The organism is Burkholderia sp. SJZ089, from assembly GCF_007828315.1.
Lineage (GTDB): Bacteria > Pseudomonadota > Gammaproteobacteria > Burkholderiales > Burkholderiaceae > Burkholderia > Burkholderia gladioli.
The window spans coordinates 73,031-92,402 of the sequence record NZ_VIUM01000002.1 but is presented as its reverse complement, the minus strand read 5'-3'; the positions used below and the strand labels follow the sequence as shown (position 1 = coordinate 92,402).

The following is a 19,372-nucleotide window of genomic DNA, read 5'->3' as shown; positions in this document are numbered from 1 at the left end:
TCATCGTGTCAGTGGCCGGACGAGGACGGCGGCGGCGCGTTGCGCGGCGGCGTGCGCAGCAACAGGGCCAGCGGCACGCAGGCGATCAGCGCCAGTCCGAGCAGGTAGAAGGTTTCGGAATAGGTCATCACGGTCGCCTGCACGTTGATCTGCTGGGCCAGTTGGCCGAGCGCGCGCATCTGCGAGTAGGCCAGGTCGCCGGTATGCGAGAACCAGTTGGCCGCGTACTGCGAGATGCGGTCCTGGCCGATCAGCGAGTTGGCGGTGACCGACTCCCGGATGGTGGCGGTGTGATAGGTGGTGCGCCGGTCGATGATGGTGCCGATGATGGCCAGGCCGATCGAGCCGCCCAGGTTGCGGGCCATGTTGTAGAGGCCCGCCGCGTCGCCCGATTCCTCGCGCGAGACGGCCGCCATCGAGGCCTGGTTGAGCGGCATCATCGCCAGCATCTGCGCCACGCCGCGGATCAGCTGCGACCAGACGAAGTCGTGGCCGACGCTCTGCGCGGTCAGCGAGATGTCGAGCATGCAGCTCAGGAAGAACAGCATCAGCCCCGAGATCACCAGGATCCGGTAGTCCACCTTGCCGAGCAGCTTCGGCAGGATCGGCATCATCAGGAAGGCGGGCAGGCCCGAGAGCAGCATGATCTCGCCGGCCTGCTCGGCGTTGTAGCCCGAGACGATCGCGAGGAACTGCGGCAGCAGGTAGGACACGCCGTACAGGCCCGCGCCCACCGCCGCGACGATCACGATCACGCTGGCGTAGCGCGGGTTGCGCATCAGCGAGAGCCGCAGCATCGGCCGCTTGGCGGTGAACTGCGAGATCGCGATCAGCACGAAGCCGGCGAAGGTGATCCAGCTCAGCGTGGTGATCATCGACGATTCGAACCAGCGCTCGCGCTGGCCTTCCTCGAGCACCACCGTCAGCGACGAGAGCCCGATCGACAGGCCCGCGATGCCGACCCAGTCGGCACTGAAGAACTGCGGCCACTGCGGCTTGTCGGAAGGCAGGCCGAGCACCAGCAGCGCGATCAGGATCAGGCAGACCGGCAGGTTGATGAAGAAGCACCAGCTCCAGCTCACGTTCTCGGCCAGCCAGCCGCCCAGCACCGGGCCGAACAGTGGCCCGAGCAGCACGATCAGGCCGAACAGGGTCATGCCCACCGGCAACTGCGAGACCGGCAGCCGGGTGCGGATGATGGTCTGCGCGGTGGGGATCATCGCGCCGCCGGTGAAGCCCTGGCCGATCCGGCCGGCGATCATCAGCGCCAGCGTGCTCGACCAGCCGCACATCATCGAGAAGGCGATGAACAGCGCCGCCGAGACCAGCAGGAAGTTGCGCAGCCCGAACACGCGCGTGAGCCACGCGGCCAGCGGGATCATCACGATCTCCGACATCAGGTAGCCGGTGGAGATCCAGGTGCCCTCGGTGCCGGTCGCGCCGATCTCGCCCTGGATCTGCGGCAGCGCCGAGTTGGTGATCGAGATGTCGAGCGTGGCCATCAGCGCGCCCAGCGAGCCGGCGGCCACCGCGATCCAGTCGGTCGCGCTGGCGCGCTCGGGATGCGGCGCGGCGGCGGGCGTGGCGGCCTCAGCCATGATGCTGCCCGTCGTCGCGGGTATCGACGTCGACGTCCACCGACAGGCCCGGCAGCAGCACGCGGCGGGTCTCGTCGTCGGTATCGACGTGGATGCGCACCGGCACGCGCTGCACGATCTTGGTGAAGTTGCCGGTGGCGTTGTCGGGCGGCAGCAGCGCGAACTGCGAGCCGGTGCCCGGCGAGAAGCTGTCGACCGTGCCGTGCAGCGTGCGATCGGGCAGCGCGTCCACGTGCAGCGTGACCGGCTGGCCCACCCGCATGCGGCCCACCTGGGTTTCCTTGAAGTTGGCGACCAGGTAGATGTCCTGCACCGGCACCACCGTCAAGAGGCGCGTGCCGGGCTGCACGTACTGGCCGACGCGCACCGTGCGATCGCCCACGCGGCCGTCCAGCGTGCTGCGCACCACCGTGTTGTCGAGGTCGAGCTGCGATTGCGCGGCGCTGGCCTGGGCCGCCTCGAGCTGGGCCTGGGCCTGCTGCAGCTGCGCGGTGCTGGAGTTGATCTGGGCGCGGGCCGCCGCGATCGAGGCGTTGTTCGCCGCCAGCGTGGCCTGCGCCTGGTCGCGCGTGTTCTTCAGGTCGGCGATGCGCTCGTGCGTTTCGGCGCCGGTGGCCGCCAGCGGCGCGTAGCGCGCATATTCCTCGCTGGCGTGCTTCAGGTTGATGCTCGACACCTGGGCCTGGGCCTGCGCCTGTTCGAGATTGGCGTGCTGCTGGGCGATGTCGGCCTGGGTGCGCGCGATGTCGGCGCGCCGCGCATCGACGCTTGCCAGCGAATTCTGCAGGGAAACCTGATACTGGCGGACGTCGAGCTTCACCAGCGGGTCGCCGGCCTTGACGCTCTGGTTGTCGCGCACGTAGACGTCGGTCACGTAGCCCGACACCTTCGGCGCGGCCGTCATGCTGTCGGCCTGCAGGTAGGCATCGTTGGTCGATTCGATGAAGCGGCCGACGGTCCACCAATGGACCAGCCAGACCAGGCCGGCGATCGCCGCGACGATCGCGATGAGGATCAGGATGTTGCGCCGGCGCGAAGGCCGCTTCGGCGCGGGTTCCGAGGTTTTCTGACGATTGCCTTTCGGTGGTTCTTGAGTGGTCGACGACATTCCGGGATCCAAATTATTCCGAGCGGAAGAATTATTCCAGTTGGAAAATTTGTGTCAAGTAGAATATCGGTCGGATGACAGTGAGGGGTCTATGACGGAAGCGAAGAAATTGCGTCGCACGTCGGCAAGCGGATATGCGCGGGGCGACGAGACGCGGCAGCGGATCATCGAGGCCGCGATCGAATTGTTCGGCGAGCGCGGCTTCGCCGGCGCGTCGACGCGGGACATCGCCGCGCACGCGGGAGTGAACGCGCCGGCGCTGCAGTACTACTTCGAGAACAAGGAAGGGGTGTTCCGCGCCTGCGCGGACACCATCGCCGAACTCGGCTGCGCCGCCTTCGGGCCGGCGCTCGACCATGCGCGCGAGATGCTGGCGCGCGAGGCCGACGTCGAGACCCTGATCGAGTCCTTCCTCGGCATCATGCATGCGATCTCGGCCAAGATGTTCACCACGCCCAAGAACGCGCACCAGCGCATGTTCTTCGCGCGCGAGCAGGCGGGCCTGGAGCCGGCGATCGCCACCGAGATCCTGATGCAGCGGATCCGGCGGCCGCTGCACGACGTCTGCACCGCGCTGGTGAGCCGCATCGCGAACCAGCCGGCCGACAGCAACGCCACCAGGATCCGCGCCTTCAGCCTGCTCGGTCAATTGTCGGTGTTCCACATGGCGCAGCGCTCGGCGCTGGCGATGCTGGGCTGGGAATCCTACGAAGGCGAGAACGGCGATCTGCTGCGCTCGGTGGTGGCCGAGCAGACGCGCGCGCTGCTGCGCCAGTGGCATGTCGAGGGCCAGGCGCGGGCCGGCGCGCCGCGTCGCGCGCTCGCCTCCCCGCTGGGCGAAGCGCCTGCCGCGCGCCGCAAGGGCGCCGCGTCGAAAGTCGCCGCCAAACCTGCCGCCAAGCCTGCCGCCGCGAAATCCCCGGTGCCCAAGGCCGCCGCTGCCAAACCCGCCGCGCCGCGCGCCTCGCGCGGCGCCAAGCACTCCTCGCACTGAATCCGCGCGCGGGCGCCCGGCGTAAGCGTCGGCCGCCCCGCGTTGCGCGACCTCGTTCATTACGACATCCTTACCGTCGAGCGCGCCACCGGGCGCCGCCGCCGGGTTCGCGCGAACAGGCCGTCGGTCGATGACATCGGCACGTCACGATCGCCGGTCTATCGTCGTGGTCCGAGGCGGCGAAATCGGCGAAGGTGAGGGCCCTCGCCGCCTGTCCCCGTGTTTCCATCGCGATGCGGCGCCCGATCGGCGCCGCGCGTCAGCAAAACGAAAAATCGGAGCGAACCCGATGTCGAACCCGAATCTTCCCGAGACGTCCAGCGCGGACCATCACGCGGACTCGTACGAATACGCGCCCGTCACGCGCCGCGGCTTCCTGAAGCTGGCCGGCGTGTCGGGCTTGGCTACCGCCAGCGGCCTGGCCGGCACGCGCGCGGCCGCGGCCGTGCCCGACGGCACGCCCGAGCAGATCCACCTGACCTGGGGCGACGATCCCTGCTCCGAGGTGACGGTCTCGTGGGCGTCGCTGGCGCCGGCCGCCAATCCGCGCGTGCGCGTGTCGAGCGACCATGGCCGGCCGTTTACGGTGCATGCGGTGCAGCGCACCTATACCGACGGCCTGAACGGCGCGGTGGTGTTCACCTATCACGCGCGCCTGCACGGGCTGCGCCCCGGCGCGAGCTTCCGCTACGAGGTGACGGCCGACAACGACGCGAATGCCTCGCAGCCGTTCTCGGCCGGCTTCCAGACCGCGCCGCGCGGGCGCGCGCCGTTCCGCTGGACCAGCTACGGCGACCTGGCCACGCCGAACACGGGCTGGGTGCTGTCCTCGCCGCAAAGCCGCTACGCGGTGCAGGCTGTCGAGCGCTTCCAGCCGCTGTTCCACCTGCTCAACGGCGACCTCTGCTACGCGAACCTGAACCCGACGCACCAGCCCGACGTCTGGCGCGACTTCGGCAACAACAACCAGAGCTCGGCCGCGAACCGCCCCTGGATGCCCTGCCCGGGCAATCACGAGATCGAATTCCACAACGGCCCGCAAGGGCTCGATTCCTATCTCGCGCGCTACGTGCTGCCCGACAACGGCACGCGTTTCGCAGGACGCTGGTACAGCTTCCGCGTCGGCGCGGTGCTGTTCATCTCGCTCGACGCCGACGACGTGGTCTACCAGGACGCGGCCGCCTTCGTGGCCGGCCCCGCGCCGCTCGTGCCGGCCGCCAGCACCGGCAATGCGCCGATCGAGCCGGGCACCTCGTTCTACGTGCGCGGCTACAGCGGCGGCACGCAGACGCGCTGGCTGGAGGACACGCTGCGCCGCGCCTCGCACGAACCCGGCATCGACTGGATCGTGGTGCAGATGCACCAGGACGCGCTGAGTTCGTCGAAGTCGGGCAACGGCTCGGACAAGGGCATCCGCGAGGCCTGGCTGCCGCTGTTCGACCGCTACGGCGTCGACCTGGTGCTGTGCGGCCACGACCACGACTACGAGCGCAGCTTCCCGGTGCGCGGCTGCCGCCATCACGCCGGCGTCGACGCGGCCACCGGCTCGGTGGTCGACACCATGCAGCCGCAGCCGGTGGTCACGGTCGATCCCGAGGATCGCACCTTCGACACGCGCCGCGGCACCATCCACCTGATCCTCGGCGGCGGCGGCACCAGCGCGCCGACCGACAGCTACGGCGACGATCCGGCCACCGGCCAGCCGCAAGCGATGGTGTTCACCAAGTCGAACCGGCCGGTGCCGGGCGCCACCGCCGGCACCTTCGCGCGGCCCGGCGCCGATGCGCGCGAGGACGCGATCTGGTCGGCGCGGCGCGATGCCGGCAACGGCTACGGGATCGCCGTGTTCGACTACGAGCCGGGCGAGGCGGGCGGCCAAACCCGCATCACGGTGAACTACTACCACGCGGCCGGCGCCGACAGCGCGCCGACCAGCGATTACTCGCTGTTCGAGACCATCGTGCTGAGCAAGCCGCGCCGCGGCTGAGGCGAGGCGGGCGGGAAGACAGGCGGGAAATGAAACGGGGCGCCGGTCGCATCACGACCGGCGCCCCGTTCTTCTTTTCGGCGCGATCAGCCTTGCGCGGCTGCCTTCGCCGCGGCCATGGCCGGTGCCGCCTCGCCAGCGCCGTTGCCGCTGAGCTGCGCCGGACGCGCGCCCTTGTCGGCCTTGGTGGTGGCATCGATCGGTCGCGGCGGCGCGTCGACCAGCGGCTGCAGGGCCGGCGTGAGCGACTTCAGCAGTTGCACCGCCAGCGCGCTGGTGTATTCGTAGCGCGCCGCGTAAGGCTCGTGCGCGTTGGCGGTGAGGACCCCGAAGAAGCGGTCGCCGATCCCGAACACGAAGGTCGCGCTGCGATTGACCTTGCGCGACTCGATCAGCCGCGCGCCCGGCGCGTAGACGTTGAAGCGCTGGTCGCCGGTGCCGGTCTTGCCATAGACCTCCAGCGTCTTGCCATCCGAGAAGCTCAGGCCCTGCGCGAGCCGCTTGCCGGTGCCGTTGGCCACCACGTCGCGCAGCATCGGCTGCACCGCCGCCGCGATCTCGGGCGAGATCAACTGATGCGGCGGCGTGCCCGCATGCACGAAGCGCGTCTCATAAGGCGTGTCCTTGGCGAAGTCGAGCCGCGCGATGCTTTCGGTCGGCATCTGCGCGCCGCCGTTGCCGATCAGGCCGATCAGCCGCGCCAGCGAATCGGGCTGGTCGCCCGAGGCGCCGATCGCGGCCGCGTAGGAAGGCGTGAGCGCCGCGAACGGATAACCGAGCGCCTGCCATGACCGGCCGATCTCCTGGTAGGCGCGCAGCTCGACCATGCGGCGGATGCGGCGATCCTGGGTGGCGTGGTACCGGGTCTTGTAGAGCCAGGAGTAGGCGGCGATGCGCACGTCGTGGCTGGCGTTCTGCACGGTGTCGAGCGTCGCGTCGGGATGCTCGCGCAGGTAGGCGAGGGTCCAGAGCGCGAGCGGGTGGACGCTGGCGATATAGGCGCGATCGTTGAGGTTGAAGCGATCGGCGCCGTACTTCGCGTAGAGCTTGCCGAGATCCTCGTCGGTGAGGCCCGCAGCCGGCGTGTTCTTCAGCGCGCCGCGCATGTTCGCGTCGAACCACGGCCGCGGCGCCTCGGGCGCCACGCTGCGTAGCACGGTGGCCACCTTGGGCGGCGTCTTGCGCACGGTCTTGAGCATCAGGGCGAGCGCGTCGTCGGCCGGTTTGCCCGCGTACTTCGTGTAGAAGCGCTTCACGTAGACGCGGCTCTCCTGGTCGACGAACTGCCCGAGGTACTGCGCGCGCAAGGCCGGATCGCCGAGCCACTGCGAGGACAGGCCCGAGGTCTGGATCATCTCGTAACGCACGATGTCGCGCATCATCCGCACGAACACCAGGTTCACCGAATTGCGGAAGGCCAGGCGGATGGTCAGGATCTGGCCATTCTCGCTCTTGTCGAAATTGGTGAAGGTCTGCGCGCCGCCGCCGGTGTAGAAGGTCTCGCCGGCCGAGGCCGAATACTTGCGATCGAGCGCGGCGTCGAGCATCGCCGTGAGCGAGCGCTCGCGCGTGTTCGCCAGGTAGTCCAGCGCCCAGCGCGTGAGCGCGTCCTGCGGGTCGGGCTGCACGCGCTTGAGTTCCTCGTTCGACATGCCCGCGTAGTCGTGGTGCAGGCGCGAGACGATCTGCAGGTAGGTCACCACGGTGCGCATCTTGGCGGTCGAGCCGAGGTTCAGGCGCGCGCCGCGATTGACGTCGAAGGGCTGGTCGACGCTGTCGGTCTGCACCCGCAGCAGGTTCGCGCCGCCCTGGCGTTCGTAGAGCGTGAAGCTGTAGGAGATCTTCGAGGGGTCGTCGCCGGGGCGCAGCATCTGGAAGCCGACCAGGCCCGCCTCGCGGGCGCCGTCGCGGGTGGTGACGGCCGCCAGCTTGTCGGCTACGGCCTGCTGCACGGCGTTGTCGAGCGTGACGGTGGCGTCGAGGTCGAGCCGGTCGAGCTGGTAGACGCTCGACAGCCCGAGCGCGCCGAGCAGTCGCGAGCGCGTCGAGGTCACCGCCTTGCGCGTCACGTAGGAGGCTTCGGCCGGCGGCATGGGCGCGGCGTGGCGCTCGATTCGCGCGGCCAGCGCCGCGTCGCGCAGCGCCGGCGAGATCGCGCCTTCGGAGGCGAGCAGGCGCAGGTAGCTGTCGGTCAGCTTCTGCAGGTCGGCGTAACCGCGGTTGAGGAAGAACGACGGCGCGCGCTGCGCGATCAGCAGCGACAGCACCTCGCGATAGGCCAGCGCCTGCTCGTCGCGGTTCGCGTCGCTCGGCGGCGCGGACAGGATGCGGTTCACCTCGCGGAAGTCGCGGCCGTACCAGGCGGCCAGGCCGTCGCCGAGCCCGGTCACCTCGCCCACGTGGGCGCGCGCCGCGAGCGGCACCGAGTTCAGGTAGCGCACCACGATCTGGCGGCGCGCCGGCATGGTCTGCGGGCCGTCCAGGTAGGCGCGGATCGAGGCCGAGGCGATCTGCCGGAGTTTCTCGGGCGGCGTGGCGGTGCGTCCGTCGGGCGAGTGGCGGAACTTCTCGATCTGGGTGGCGAGCGTGCTGCCGCCCGGCGTCGACTGATGACGGTTCACCAAGCGCAGCGCCTGGTCGGACAGCGCGCGCCCGAAGCGGCGCCAGTCGATCGCCGGGTTGCGGTTCGGCGCGTCGGGGTCGAGCAGGTAGCGATCCTCGATGAACAGCAGCGAGCGCACCACCAGCGGCGGGATGGCATCGAAATCGGCATAGACGCGATGCGGGAAGGTGGCGTCGTAGATCGGCGCGCCGCTCGCGTCGCGCAGCGTGAGGCCGGCCTGGTCCTTCTCGTCGTATGGCAGGAACAGGCCTTCGTCGGCCAGCGAGAGCAGGCGCTCGGAGCCGCGTGCCTGCGCCGCGATGCTGTAGCCGCGCGCGGCGAGGCGCTGCTCGAAGGCGGGTAGCTGGGAGTAACCGAGGCGGGTGTCGTAGGGCCCGTCGAGCGGATAGCGGATGCTGTCGCTGGGGCCGGCGCCGACCGTGTAGCCGACGTCGCCGGCCAGGCTGGAGAGATAGCGGGCCTGCCATCGCGAGGTCGCGAATTCGATCTGGCAAAGCCTGACCACCACGACCAGTGCGATCAGCACGGCCGCGATGAGCAACCATTTCACGCGCTTCCAGACCGGCACGGGGCTGGTGGCGCGCAGCGGGATCCGAATGACGGGCCGATTCATGGCATCTCCCCGACGGCGCAAATCGTCCGACCCTCGCGCCGCATTGCAAGCAGTGTAGACCTGAATCAGGCGGCGCGTGCTGCGGAAAATACCGGACTGTGACGCGGATGCAACCCCGTGGTTTCGCGGGCGGCTTGACCTCGGCGAGGGCCGCTGGCGGGTGCCCTGGGCGGGGAATTGGGGGCGGATTTCGAGCGCGGCGCGACGCGCTCGGGACGTCTCACCGGAAGCGGTTCACGGCGCCCATGTTCGTGCATGCAAGGCCAGGGCGCGCCGCTTGTTCAGCAGTCCGAGAAGGTCGAGCTGGCGAGCCGCACGTCGAACAATTGCGCGGCGGTGCTCAGCGCATGCAGCAGGGCGAAGGAGTGGCGGTCGGCATAGGGCAGCGAGGGCTGGAAGGTGCTGCCGTGCGATTGCCATTGCGCGTCGGCCTCGGTATCGCGGCGCGGGCGATCGAAGATCGTCTCGATCTCGTAGCCGCCCGGTCCCTTGGCCGGGATCCCGACGTTCAGCGCGAAGCCGCACAGTCGCTCGAGCGGCAGGCGGAAGCTGTCGCGGCCGAGCCGGAAGCCGGCCCAGCGCGCGTCGCGCGTGCGGAACGCCACGAACAGCGTGTCGTCGACGTGCCGCTTTGCGTCGAAGTGCTCGGGCAGGTCGTCGATCGGGGCAATGTCGGGCTGGGATTCGTCGCGGTTGAGCTCGAGATCGACGTGTTTCGCGCAGGCCTCGCGCAGGCCGTCGTAGAGCTGGCGGTAGACGGCGGCGGCCGAGGTCGAGCGCGGGTCGAGATCGAGCGAGAGCCGCTGGTAGCTGGCGTATGCGCCGAGGTAGGCCGGCAGGCGCTGGCCGTCGTCGCCGTCGAGCCAGGCCGGGCGGCTGCCGAGCGGGCTCGGCAGCAGGTCGATCGCCCGCGTGCGGTCCTCGGGGCGGCGCGCACGCAGCTCGGCACTGCGTGCGGCGGGCGGTGGCGGCACATAGGGTTTCGATGCGTCCGCATCGATTGTCTCGGCGCCGGTTGCTGCCTGGGTGGTTTGCGCAGCCGGCGTTTCGAGGTCGGCGGCATCGGCCGCCGCGGCCTGCCTGGCCGCGGCCTGTTTCGCGTCGCGCCGGCGCGCGGCCACGCCGGCGATCGACAGCAGCAGCAACTCGGCGATGGCGGCCACCGCGCCGGCCGCCAGGCCGGCCAGCACGCCATGTCGGGTGCCGGCCACCAGGCCGGCGAACAGGGGAATCAGCAGCAGGAGCGCGAGCATGGCGAGCGAACCGGTCCAGGAAACGGCGGCCGCGAGGGCCGCGTGGCGATCGTCCGATGATAAGCGTGCCGCGCCTCGCCGAACAAGCGGGGAAAGCGCGAGGCGGCTTCGGCCGCCGGGCGTCCAGGTTGCATCCCGTTCGCCTTCCTCGGGCGCGGCCTGGCCGCGGCTGCCGCCTTTCAGCCGTCCCCGCGCGCGTGGCGCAGGAAGGCGCGCACCGCCTGCGAGCGCTCGTGCCGGCGAAACAGCAGGGCGATCTCGGACGGCACCGGCTTGCCGGCCAGCGGGCGGCACACCACGCCGGCCAGCGTCACGCAGTCGAACACGGCGCGCGGCACGATCGCCACCGTGTCGCCCAGCGAGACGCGCGCGATCACCTCCACCAGCCGGCCCGGGCGCGATTCGATCTGCGGCGCGAAGCGGCCGCGCCGCGCCACCTCCAGCATGCCGTCTTCCTGCTCGGGCACCGTGAAGCGCGCATCGCGCAACTGGCGCGGCTGGATCGCCTCGCAGGCGGCCAGCGGCGAGCCTTCGGGCAGGGCCACCACGAACTCGTCGACATGCACGCGCACCGCCTGGATGCCCTCCGGGCAGGCCACCGGCGGGCGCACGTAGGCGAGGTCGAGCCGGCCTTCGTCCAGCATCTCCGGGATCTCGACCAGCGGCAGCTCGGCCACCTGCACGTCGACCTGCGGGCGCAGCCGGCGAAAGCCGATCACGGCCTGCTGCATCACGCCGGTGAAGGCGGCCGAGCCGACGTAGCCGACCCGGATCCGGCCGATCTCGCCGCGCTCGGCGCGCTGGCCCAGTTCGTGGGCGCGCCCGAGCGCGGCCAGCGCGGCGGCCGCCTCGGGCAGGTAGGCGCTGCCGGCCGGGGTCAGCGCCACCGAGCGCCGGGTACGCTGGAACAGCCGGAACTGCAGCAGGCGCTCGGCCTCCTGGACCTGCTTGGTGAGGTAGGGCGGCGCGATGCCGAGCGCCTCGGCGGCGCGCGCGAAATGCAGGTGCTCGGCGACGGCCAGCACGCAGCGGACATGGCGCAGTTCGAGCTTCACGGTGTGTTAATCGATTCGTGAATGAAGTTGTGATTTTATGATATCGACGGGAAATAGCCAGTTGCTTAGCATCGTCTCCGATCGACAAGGAATCCAGAGGAACCACGATGACGACGCGGCAGGCAGGCGGGGACGCGATCCCCGCGCAAGCACACGAACATGGGCCGGCACCGGCCGCCACCGGCGCGCGACGCGCCTCGCCGGCCTTCCTGCTGGCGACGGCCTCGGCCACCTGCGCGCTGATCACGCTCGACACCAATATCGTGGCGGTCTCGCTGCCCTCGATCGCGCGGGCCTTCCACGCCGGTTTCGCCGCCGCGCAATGGGTGGTGAGCGCCTACATGGTCTCGTTCGCTTCCTGCCTGCTGCCGATGGGCGCGCTGGCCGACCGCTACGGCCGCAAGCGCATGATGCTGCTGGGCCTGCTGGCCTTCGCGGCGGCCTCGCTGGCCTGCGGACTGGCGCCCTCGGTGCTGTTCCTCAACCTGGCGCGCGCCGCCAAGGGGATCGGCGCGGCGATGCTGCTGACCGCCGCGCTGGCGGTGATCGCCCATGCCTTTCCCGAGCCGCGCGCGCGGGCCCGCGCCTGGGCGATCTGGGGCATGACGATGGGCATCGCCACCACGGTGGCGCCGCTGGTGGGCGGCGTGATCACGCAATGGATCGGCTGGCGCTGGATCTTCCTGCTGAACCTGCCGGTCTGCGCGGTGCTGCTCGGCTGCGCCTGGAAGGCGGTGGGCGAGTCGCGCCACGTGGGCGCCAGGCGTGTCGACGTGCTCGGCAGCGCGCTGTTCGGCACCGGGCTGGCGAGCGGCATCTGGGCCCTGATCGGCAGCCAGGGCGCCGGCTGGGGCAGCGCCGCGACGCTCTCGCGCTTCGCGGCCTGCGCGCTGCTGCTGGCCGCCTTCGTGCAGGTCGAGCGGCGCCGCGAGCACGCCATGATCGATCTCGCGCTGTTCTCGCAGGCGCGCTTCGTGGCCGCCGTGCTCGGCATGTTCGGTTATGCCGCCTGCGCCCAGGTGATGATGACCTTCCTGCCGCTCTACCTGCAGAACGCCTTCGGCTGGGTCGCCGTGCAGGCGGGCCTGGGCATGCTGCCGTTCGCGGTGGCGATGGTGGCCGGGCCCTACCTCGGCGCGCGCCTGTCGCGTCGCTTGTCGGGCGGCGCGATGCTGTCCGCCGGGCTGCTGCTGGTGGGCGCCGGCAACCTGCTGACGGCGGCCGTCGCGGCCGGCGGCGGCTACGGGCTGGTGTCGCTCGGCATGGTCGTGACGGGGCTCGGCGCCGGCGTGCTGAACGGCGACACGCAGAAGGCCATCATGGCCTGCGTGCCGCCCGAGCGCACCGGCATGGCTTCGGGGATCAGCACCACCACGCGCTTCGCGGCCATCGTCACCTCGATCGGCGTGCTCGGCGCGGTGCTGGCCGCGCGCACGCACGGCGCGCTGGAGGCGGCGCTGTGGGCCCATCCGCAGGTTCGGCCGCAGCTCGACGCGGCCTTCATGTCGAGGCTGCTGGCGGGCGACCCGGCGCATGCGATCGCCGGCTTGCCGGCGCCGCTGCGGGCGCTGGTGGCCGCGGCCGCGCCGGGCGGGTTCGCCAGCGGGTTCGCAGCCGCGCTGACGGTGGCGGGATGCCTGGCGATCGCGGTGGCGGCCCTGGTCTGGGTGCTCGCGGCGCGCGGGCGGCGCGCCGAGCAGGCGGCTTCGATGGTGCCGCGCTGAGGCGGGCGATCGAGGTCACGCCCTGGTGAGGGTGTTTTGCCTCCGGGCATCGCGGGTCGGTGGCGACTGCGATGGGCCGGAGGTCTTTTTATTGTCGGATCGCGGCTGCCGACGCACGGATTTCGAAGGGCTTTCGGCAATGGGCCGTGACGGGCGGCCGATCGACAGAAGCACGCCGATCCCCGACAATACGCGCCTTCCCACGCGCGCCGGCCCGGCCCAGGCAGATGAAACTCGACAAGTGGATCCTCGCGGTATCGTTCGGCTGCCTCGCGCAGGCCGCCTCGGCGGCCGGCTACGGCTTCTCGATCAACAACACCGCCAGCCTGCCGGAATGTCCCGGCCTCGACCGCTTCACGCCGACCCACAACGTCGGCGAGATGATGACGGAGCTGCGTGCCGTCCCGCACGACGTCGAGGATGCCAACCCGGCCACGCAGAGCGTGTGCACGCCGCATTACGGCAGCTACCTGCAGATGTCGCGAACCGGCCCGAGTTGCCGCATCTTCGACGGCGAGGCGCTCGGCGTGGCGCTGTTCGGGATGGAGGATTCGCAGGTCAAGAGCCTGATGGGCAACGGCGCGCTGCTGTACTTCCTGTCCGACGCGGGCGACGCTGCCCAGCGCGTCGCCAGGCGGCTGCGCGCCGACGGCTTCGCGCGCCTGCCCGATGCCGACTATGCCGGCCTGATCGGCCGCAAGCGCTCGCCCGACGAGCAGCTCGACATCTATCGACGCGGCGACCTGCTGGTCACGCTCACGCGCGACGCCAGGCAGCATCGCTTCTCGGCGATGATCTCCGATCGCTCGATGCTGAAGATCGTCAACCGCGACGAGACCGCTTGCGCGAAGCCGTGAAGGCGGCGCGGCGATGCGTGAGCCGCGCCCTCAACTGCTGATCTGCAGGCAACCATCGATCACCGCGATCCTGCCGCCGCTGCCCGAGATCGCCACCGTCGCATGACGGAACGGATGCTCTGGCGCGTCGGTGGGCCGCCAGGCATGGCGGCGCAGCAATTCCAGGTAGCCGCCGCGGATCAGGAAACCATCGCATTTCTCGACATAGGCCTCGCGCCGCATCCGGTAGGCGGCCGGCAGGTCGAACCATGCCACGCCGGGCAGGTCGTGGTGCACCAGGTGGTAGTTGTTGTTGAGGTAGAGCAGGCGCATCGCGAAGCCGGCCTCGTTGATCGCGATGCGCGCCTTCGGATGGGCCGCCGCGCGATGCTCGTAGAGCGAGCGGATCATCGCCACCGACAGCGCGGGCCAACTGACGGCGAGCAGGTAGCACCACCAGGGCATGCCGGCGGCCCATTGCACCCAGGCCAGCAGCAGCGCCACGCAGGCGCCATGGGTCGCCCACATCCGGATCGTGCCGCGCTCGCCGCGACGGACCTTGGCGAACTCCCTGGCCAGCATGGTGCCGACGCTCATCGGCGGTCCCACCACCAGCCGGCCGAGAAAGGTCTTGCGCAGCACCCACAGCGCCTTCAGCCAGCGCGGCAGCCCGGCCCACTGGCCGCGCGGCACGTAGTTGCCTTCCGGGTCGACGCCGGGCACGGTCAGGTCGTCGTCGCGGTGATGGGCGAGATGGGCCTCGCGATAGAGCGTGTAGGGATACCAGATCGCCAGCGCCGGATAGCCGAGCAGGCGGTTGAGCCATTCGCGCCGCGTCGGGTGGCCGTGCAGCAGCTCGTGCTGCAGCGACATGTGCCAGGCGGCGATCAGGATCAGCAGCGGCGTGGCGAGGACGACCGACAAGGTGCCGGCGCGCAGCAGCAACATCACGGCGAGCCAGCCGCCATAGACGGCGACGATCAGCAGCCAGGTGGGCCATTCGCTGCGCGCCGTGAAGCGCGCGCCGAGCCGGCCGATGGCATTGGCGTGGTCTACATCGAAGTATTCGGCCATGTCGTGACGAGATGGTGGAACGGGCGGCCGCGACGCGGCACGCCGGCTTGGATCACGACACGCCGCTCGCCGGCGCCCGAACTCATTTGACGAAACCCTTGGCCTTCAGGTACTGCGCGGCCACGCCCGCGGCCGGCTCGCCGTTGAGCTGGATCCGGTTGTTGAGCGTCTGCAGCGTCTTCAGATCGAGGCTGGCGAACACCGGCTTGAGGATGCCGTCGATCTCGGGATGCGCCTTCAGCACCGCCTCGCGGATCACCGGCGTGGGCGCATAGACGGGCTGCACCTTCCTGTCGTCGTCGAGCACCACCAGGCCGGCCGACTCGATCGCGCCGTCGGTGCTGTAGACCATCGCCGCGTTCACGCCGTCGGTCTGGCTGGCCGCGGTCTTGATGGTGACGGCGGTGTCGCCGCCGGAAAGCACCAGCAACTGATCCGGCTTGAGCCTGAAGCCGTAGGCCTTCTCGAAGGCGGGCAGGGCCGAGGCGCTGTTCACGAACTCCGCCGAGGCGACCAGCTTGACCTTGCCGCCGGCCGTCACCCACTTGCCGAAGTCGCTGAAGCTGAGCAGATGGTTGGCCTTCGCGAGCCCGGCCAGCAGCGCCACGCCCCAGGTATTGCTGGCCGGCGCCGGCGTGAGCCATACCAGGTGGTTGGCCTGGTAGTCGAGCTGCCGGGCGGCGGCGTAGCCGCGGGCGGCATCGCGCCAGAGCGGGTCGTCGGCCTTGTTGAAGAAGAACGCGGCGTTGCCGGTGTACTCGGGATAGATGTCGATCTCGCCGGTGGTCAGCGCCTTGCGCACGATCGGCGTGGTGCCCAGCGAGATCTTGTCGGTCACCGCCAGGCCGTGCGCCTTCAGCGACTGCGCGATCAACTGGCCGAGCAGGCTGCCCTCGGTGTCGATCTTCGAGGACACCACGATCGGCGCGGCGGCCTGCGCGGGCAGGACGGGGCCGAAGGCGGCGAGGGCCAGCAGGGAGAACGCGGCGAGGCGCGGCGTGGGGGATGGGTTCATCTTGGTTTCGGATTCCTTCTCAATGCCCGATGATCGGCCGCGCCTGTCGAGCGGCGCGGTCCGCGGTGATCACGACGAAATGGGAACTCTAGCGAATCGTCGCCATGCGGCCAATCAACGGATTCGCATTTGCTTATCACGGGCCCGCAGATTGGAAAGGCCGCATTTCGTTGGCGGCATGCCTTACCCGGCTGAGGCCCGCCGGGCCGGCATCGACGAGGAAACCGGCGGCGCGTCCAGCGGCAAAACCGTAAAACCAATCCGGAATTCCTTGGTTGCCACGATGCCAAGGCATCCTTATAGTCGGCCGTCCGTCGACACGACCTTCAATCCACTCCAACAACGGGTCATCCACAATGAAGAGAATCCTGCTCGCGCTGCCGCTGGCCGCGGCCGCCGGCGCGCATGCGCAAAGCAGCATCACGCTCTACGGCATCGTCGAGGACGGTGTCGACTTCGTCAGCAACGTGCAGGGCCACCACCTGCAGCAGCTCGCCTCGGGCGTGACGGCCGGCAGCCGCTGGGGCGTGCGCGGCGGCGAGGACCTGGGCGGCGGCACCTCGGCGATCTTCCGCCTGGAAAGCGGCTTCGACATCAACTCGGGGCGGCTGGGCAGCGGGCTCGGTTTCTCGCGCAATGCCTACGTGGGCTTGAGCAACACCCGCTACGGCACGCTCACGCTGGGCCGGCAATGGGATTCGATCGTCGACTTCGTCGAGCCCTTCACGCTGAACGGCAACGTCGGGGGTTATTATTTCGCTCACCCGAACGACATGGACAACACCGACAACGGCTTCCCGATCGCGAACGCCGTCAAGTACCGCAGCCCGAGCCTGGCCGGCTTCACCTTCGGCGGGCTCTATGCGTTCGGCGGCCAGCCGGGGCGCTTCTCCGACAACGCCACCTTCAGCGTCGGCGCCAGCTACGCGGGCGGCCCGTTCGGCTTCGGCGTGGGCTACCTGCGCATCAACAATCCCGGCGTCTCGACCCAGGGCTACCAGAACTATCCCGGCTTCACCAACGCGATCTACGGCGACTACCTGAACGCGGCGCGCGCGCAGAAGGTGTTCGGGGTGGGCGCGTCCTACCAGGTGCTGCCGATCGTCAAGCTGCTGGTGGACTTCACCAACACCAACTTCCAGCAGGGCAGCGCCGGCCACGATGCCACCTTCCAGAACTACGAGATCTCGACCATCGTCACGCCCACCCCGGCGCTGACGCTGTCGGCCGGCTACACCTACACCACGGGCCGCGATCACGCCACGGACGGCGTGCCGAAATACAACCAGTTCAACCTGAGCGCAGAATATGCGCTGTCCAAGCGCACCACGGTCTATGTGATGGGTGCCTACCAGAAGGCGGCGGGCGACGCGGCGGTGGCGCAGATCGCCGGCTTCAATCCCTCGTCGAACCAGAAGCAGGCGGTGGGGCGCGCGGGCATCCGCCATGTCTTCTGATCTCGGGAGTGCAAACGCATGAGCCAGTGGGTCGCCGGGTTGCCGATGTACAACGTCACGCCGCGCCTGGGCGCGGCCTGGCGCGCGTTGCTGGCCGACACGCTGGCGGCCTTCGCGCGCGCGGGTGGCCCGCGCGGGGTCGAACTGCTCGGCGAGCCCTTCGGCGAGTTGCTGCCGCTGTGGCACCGCGAGGACCTGCTGCTGTCGCAGACCTGCGGTTACCCGTTCCGCATGCTCGGGCTCGATGCGCTGACGCATCTGGTGGCGACGCCGGTGTTCGACGTCGAGGGCTGCGAGGGCGCGCGTTATTCGAGCTGGCTGGTGGTGTCGGCCACCGCGCATGCCGGCGGCGCGACCACGCTGGCTGGTTGCCGCGGCCTGCGCGCCGCCTATAACGGCGAGGATTCGCACAGCGGCATGAATGCATTTCGTCATGCCGTCGCGCCGCTCGCGCGCGGCGAGCGTTTCTTCGCCTCGGCCACCGCCTTCGGCTCGCATCGCCAGGTGCTGGAGGCGCTGGCCGCGGGCCGGGCCGATTGCGCGGCGATCGATTGCGTGACGTTTGCCTGTCTGCGCGACGCGCTGCCCGAGCGGCTCGATGCGATTCGCGTGATCGGCGCCACCGCGAGCGCGCCGGGCCTGCCGCTGATCGCTTCGCGCCGGCTCGACGAGGAGCAGGCCGCGAAGCTGCGCGAGGCGCTCGACACGGCGCTGGCGGCGGACCCGGCCCGCGCGCGCGAGCTGCGCCTGCTGCGCTTCGAACGGCTCGCGCCCGCCGATTACGAGACCATCGCTCGCTTCGCCGAGGAGGCGACGGCGTTGGGTTATCCGTTGCTGGCCTGAAGCGGCACAGGCGCGCGTTCGGTGGTTTTCCACAGCGTTTGCCGGCTGGCGCCGGCATGTGCCGACGAGTTTGCTGTCATCGCAGGTTTGTCCACGGGCGCACGCCCTTGTCTTGCTGTGCGCTCGCACTTCCATCGTCGCTTGATCCGCCGATAAAAAAACCGCCACGGCGAGACGACTCGCGGCGGCGGCCAAGGGAACTGCCAGGACGTGTCGCTATCGCGGGGCGCCTCAGCCCGGCCGCTTGAACTCGGGCAGGCCGTGGTCCTCGCGGATCATCTGCACCAGCTGCACCAGGCTCGCCGATAGTTGCCGGCGGCTCGGGTAGTACATCACGAACGGCTCGACGGGCGGCGCCCAGTCGGACATCACCAGCAACAACCGGCCGCTCTCGAGATGGCGCGAGATGCGCTGCTTCAGGCAGTAGGCGATGCCCACGCTCGCCAGCGCGGCCTCCACCACCGCATCGGTCTCGTTGAGGATCACGCGGCCCGGCACGTCGATCCGGCAGGCCCGCTTGCCGGTGCCGAGCTCCCATTGATAGAGCGACTCGTCGCCGAGCCGCATGCGGATGCAGGAATGGGCGAGCAGTTCGGTGGGCTCGCGCGGCGTGCCGTGCAGGCGCAGGTAGTCGGGCGAGGCGGCCAGCACCCATTCGAGATCGGGCGTGAGCGGAATCCCCACCATGTCCTGCGGCACGCTGCGGCCGTAGCGGATGCCGGCGTCGAAGCCGCCCTTGACGATGTCGACCATGCCGTCGTCGACCACCACCTCGATCTGCGACTTCGGAAAGCGGTTCAGGTAGCGGCCCAGAATCGGGCTGATCAGCAGTTGCGAGGCATCGCGCGGCACGTTCAGGCGGATCAGGCCCGAAGGCGTGTTGCGGAACTGGGACAGCTCGGCCAGCGCGCCCTCGATATGCTCGAAGCCGAGATCGAGGCCGCGCACCAGCGCGGCGCCGGCATCGGTCGGCGAGATCGCGCGCGTGGTGCGGTTCAGCAGCTTCACGCCGAGCTTCTCCTCCAGGCCGCGCAGCGCGTGGCTCAGGGCGGAGGCGGTCACGCCCAGTTCCGCGGCGGCAAGCCGGAAACTCTTGCGGCGGCAGATCACGCTGAACGCATTCAGCGTGGCCAGGTCGTTGCGGCTATAGGTGGGCACGGTGGTGTCCTCGGGGACGGACGGTTGCGCGCGT

At 69.9% G+C, this 19,372-nt stretch carries 14 protein-coding genes; 6 read left to right on the top strand and 8 right to left on the bottom strand.

The features are described from left to right. Window positions 1-8: 8 nt before the first annotated feature. Both FB600_RS03500 and FB600_RS03495 read right to left on the bottom strand, forming a co-directional pair. On the bottom strand, window positions 9-1,598 hold the full coding sequence (locus FB600_RS03500) for a DHA2 family efflux MFS transporter permease subunit (RefSeq protein ID WP_013699306.1): 1,590 nt from the start codon (window positions 1,596-1,598) through the stop codon (window positions 9-11). Next, entirely contained in the window at window positions 1,591-2,706 is a 1,116-nt protein-coding gene (locus tag FB600_RS03495; protein WP_145756269.1) for an HlyD family secretion protein, read from the bottom strand. Before FB600_RS03495 ends, FB600_RS03500 begins: the two co-directional genes overlap by 8 nt. 91 nt (window positions 2,707-2,797) lie before the next feature. On the opposite strand from FB600_RS03495, the gene FB600_RS03490 reads away from it, so the two are divergent. Together FB600_RS03490 and FB600_RS03485 are read left to right on the top strand one after the other, a co-directional pair. Further along, a complete protein-coding gene (locus FB600_RS03490) occupies window positions 2,798-3,700 on the top strand; it encodes a CerR family C-terminal domain-containing protein (RefSeq protein WP_096750229.1) in 903 nt (300 codons plus the stop codon). A 289-nt stretch (window positions 3,701-3,989) separates the two neighbouring features. Further along, a complete protein-coding gene (locus FB600_RS03485) occupies window positions 3,990-5,687 on the top strand; it encodes a purple acid phosphatase family protein (RefSeq protein ID WP_098153615.1) in 1,698 nt (565 codons plus the stop codon). A gap of 86 nt (window positions 5,688-5,773) precedes the next feature. On the opposite strand, the gene FB600_RS03480 is transcribed toward FB600_RS03485, so the two are convergent. The 3 genes from FB600_RS03480 to FB600_RS03470 form a co-directional block, all read right to left on the bottom strand. After that, window positions 5,774-8,923: a transglycosylase domain-containing protein gene (locus FB600_RS03480; protein ID WP_098153616.1), complete on the bottom strand. Its 3,150-nt coding sequence runs from the start codon at window positions 8,921-8,923 to the stop codon at window positions 5,774-5,776. A gap of 281 nt (window positions 8,924-9,204) precedes the next feature. Continuing rightward, on the bottom strand, window positions 9,205-10,176 hold the full coding sequence (locus FB600_RS03475; RefSeq protein ID WP_098153617.1) for a hypothetical protein: 972 nt from the start codon (window positions 10,174-10,176) through the stop codon (window positions 9,205-9,207). 179 nt (window positions 10,177-10,355) lie between these two features. Then, window positions 10,356-11,231, bottom strand: a complete 876-nt coding sequence (locus FB600_RS03470) for a LysR family transcriptional regulator (RefSeq protein ID WP_096750233.1) — start codon at window positions 11,229-11,231, stop codon at window positions 10,356-10,358. Between the two features lie 107 nt (window positions 11,232-11,338). Between FB600_RS03470 and FB600_RS03465 the strand changes: the two genes are divergently transcribed. Next, the gene (locus tag FB600_RS03465; RefSeq protein WP_098153618.1) at window positions 11,339-12,955 is read left to right on the top strand and encodes an MFS transporter; all 1,617 of its coding nucleotides are present in this window, start codon (window positions 11,339-11,341) and stop codon (window positions 12,953-12,955) included. A gap of 227 nt (window positions 12,956-13,182) precedes the next feature. After that, on the top strand, window positions 13,183-13,812 hold the full coding sequence (locus FB600_RS03460) for a hypothetical protein (RefSeq protein ID WP_145756268.1): 630 nt from the start codon (window positions 13,183-13,185) through the stop codon (window positions 13,810-13,812). Window positions 13,813-13,842: 30 nt separating this feature from the next. On the opposite strand, the gene FB600_RS03455 is transcribed toward FB600_RS03460, so the two are convergent. After that, a complete protein-coding gene (locus FB600_RS03455) occupies window positions 13,843-14,865 on the bottom strand; it encodes a fatty acid desaturase (RefSeq protein WP_145756267.1) in 1,023 nt (340 codons plus the stop codon). 82 nt (window positions 14,866-14,947) lie between these two features. Continuing rightward, a complete protein-coding gene (locus tag FB600_RS03450; RefSeq protein WP_098153620.1) occupies window positions 14,948-15,880 on the bottom strand; it encodes an ABC transporter substrate-binding protein in 933 nt (310 codons plus the stop codon). Window positions 15,881-16,236: 356 nt separating this feature from the next. Between FB600_RS03450 and FB600_RS03445 the strand changes: the two genes are divergently transcribed. Then, window positions 16,237-17,337 carry a porin gene (locus FB600_RS03445; protein ID WP_098153621.1) on the top strand — a complete coding sequence of 367 codons (1,101 nt, stop codon included), beginning with the start codon at window positions 16,237-16,239 and terminating at the stop codon, window positions 17,335-17,337. Between the two features lie 18 nt (window positions 17,338-17,355). Next, window positions 17,356-18,180, top strand: coding sequence for a phosphate/phosphite/phosphonate ABC transporter substrate-binding protein (locus tag FB600_RS03440; RefSeq protein ID WP_098153622.1), 825 nt, complete (start codon window positions 17,356-17,358; stop codon window positions 18,178-18,180). Between the two features lie 231 nt (window positions 18,181-18,411). On the opposite strand, the gene FB600_RS03435 is transcribed toward FB600_RS03440, so the two are convergent. Then, window positions 18,412-19,338, bottom strand: coding sequence for a LysR family transcriptional regulator (locus FB600_RS03435; protein ID WP_025096922.1), 927 nt, complete (start codon window positions 19,336-19,338; stop codon window positions 18,412-18,414). Between the last annotated feature and the right edge of the window lie 34 nt (window positions 19,339-19,372).

Bases quoted from the DNA above. Each gene is read 5' to 3' on its own strand.
- FB600_RS03500 (WP_013699306.1), bottom strand. From the start codon at position 1,598: ATGGCTGAGGCCGCCACGCCCGCCGCCGCGCCGCATCCCGAGCGCGCC.
- FB600_RS03495 (WP_145756269.1), bottom strand. From the start codon at position 2,706: ATGTCGTCGACCACTCAAGAACCACCGAAAGGCAATCGTCAGAAAACC.
- FB600_RS03490 (WP_096750229.1), top strand. From the start codon at position 2,798: ATGACGGAAGCGAAGAAATTGCGTCGCACGTCGGCAAGCGGATATGCG.
- FB600_RS03485 (WP_098153615.1), top strand. From the start codon at position 3,990: ATGTCGAACCCGAATCTTCCCGAGACGTCCAGCGCGGACCATCACGCG.
- FB600_RS03480 (WP_098153616.1), bottom strand. From the start codon at position 8,923: ATGAATCGGCCCGTCATTCGGATCCCGCTGCGCGCCACCAGCCCCGTG.
- FB600_RS03475 (WP_098153617.1), bottom strand. From the start codon at position 10,176: ATGCTCGCGCTCCTGCTGCTGATTCCCCTGTTCGCCGGCCTGGTGGCC.
- FB600_RS03465 (WP_098153618.1), top strand. From the start codon at position 11,339: ATGACGACGCGGCAGGCAGGCGGGGACGCGATCCCCGCGCAAGCACAC.
- FB600_RS03460 (WP_145756268.1), top strand. From the start codon at position 13,183: ATGAAACTCGACAAGTGGATCCTCGCGGTATCGTTCGGCTGCCTCGCG.
- FB600_RS03455 (WP_145756267.1), bottom strand. From the start codon at position 14,865: ATGGCCGAATACTTCGATGTAGACCACGCCAATGCCATCGGCCGGCTC.
- FB600_RS03450 (WP_098153620.1), bottom strand. From the start codon at position 15,880: ATGAACCCATCCCCCACGCCGCGCCTCGCCGCGTTCTCCCTGCTGGCC.
- FB600_RS03445 (WP_098153621.1), top strand. From the start codon at position 16,237: ATGAAGAGAATCCTGCTCGCGCTGCCGCTGGCCGCGGCCGCCGGCGCG.
- FB600_RS03440 (WP_098153622.1), top strand. From the start codon at position 17,356: ATGAGCCAGTGGGTCGCCGGGTTGCCGATGTACAACGTCACGCCGCGC.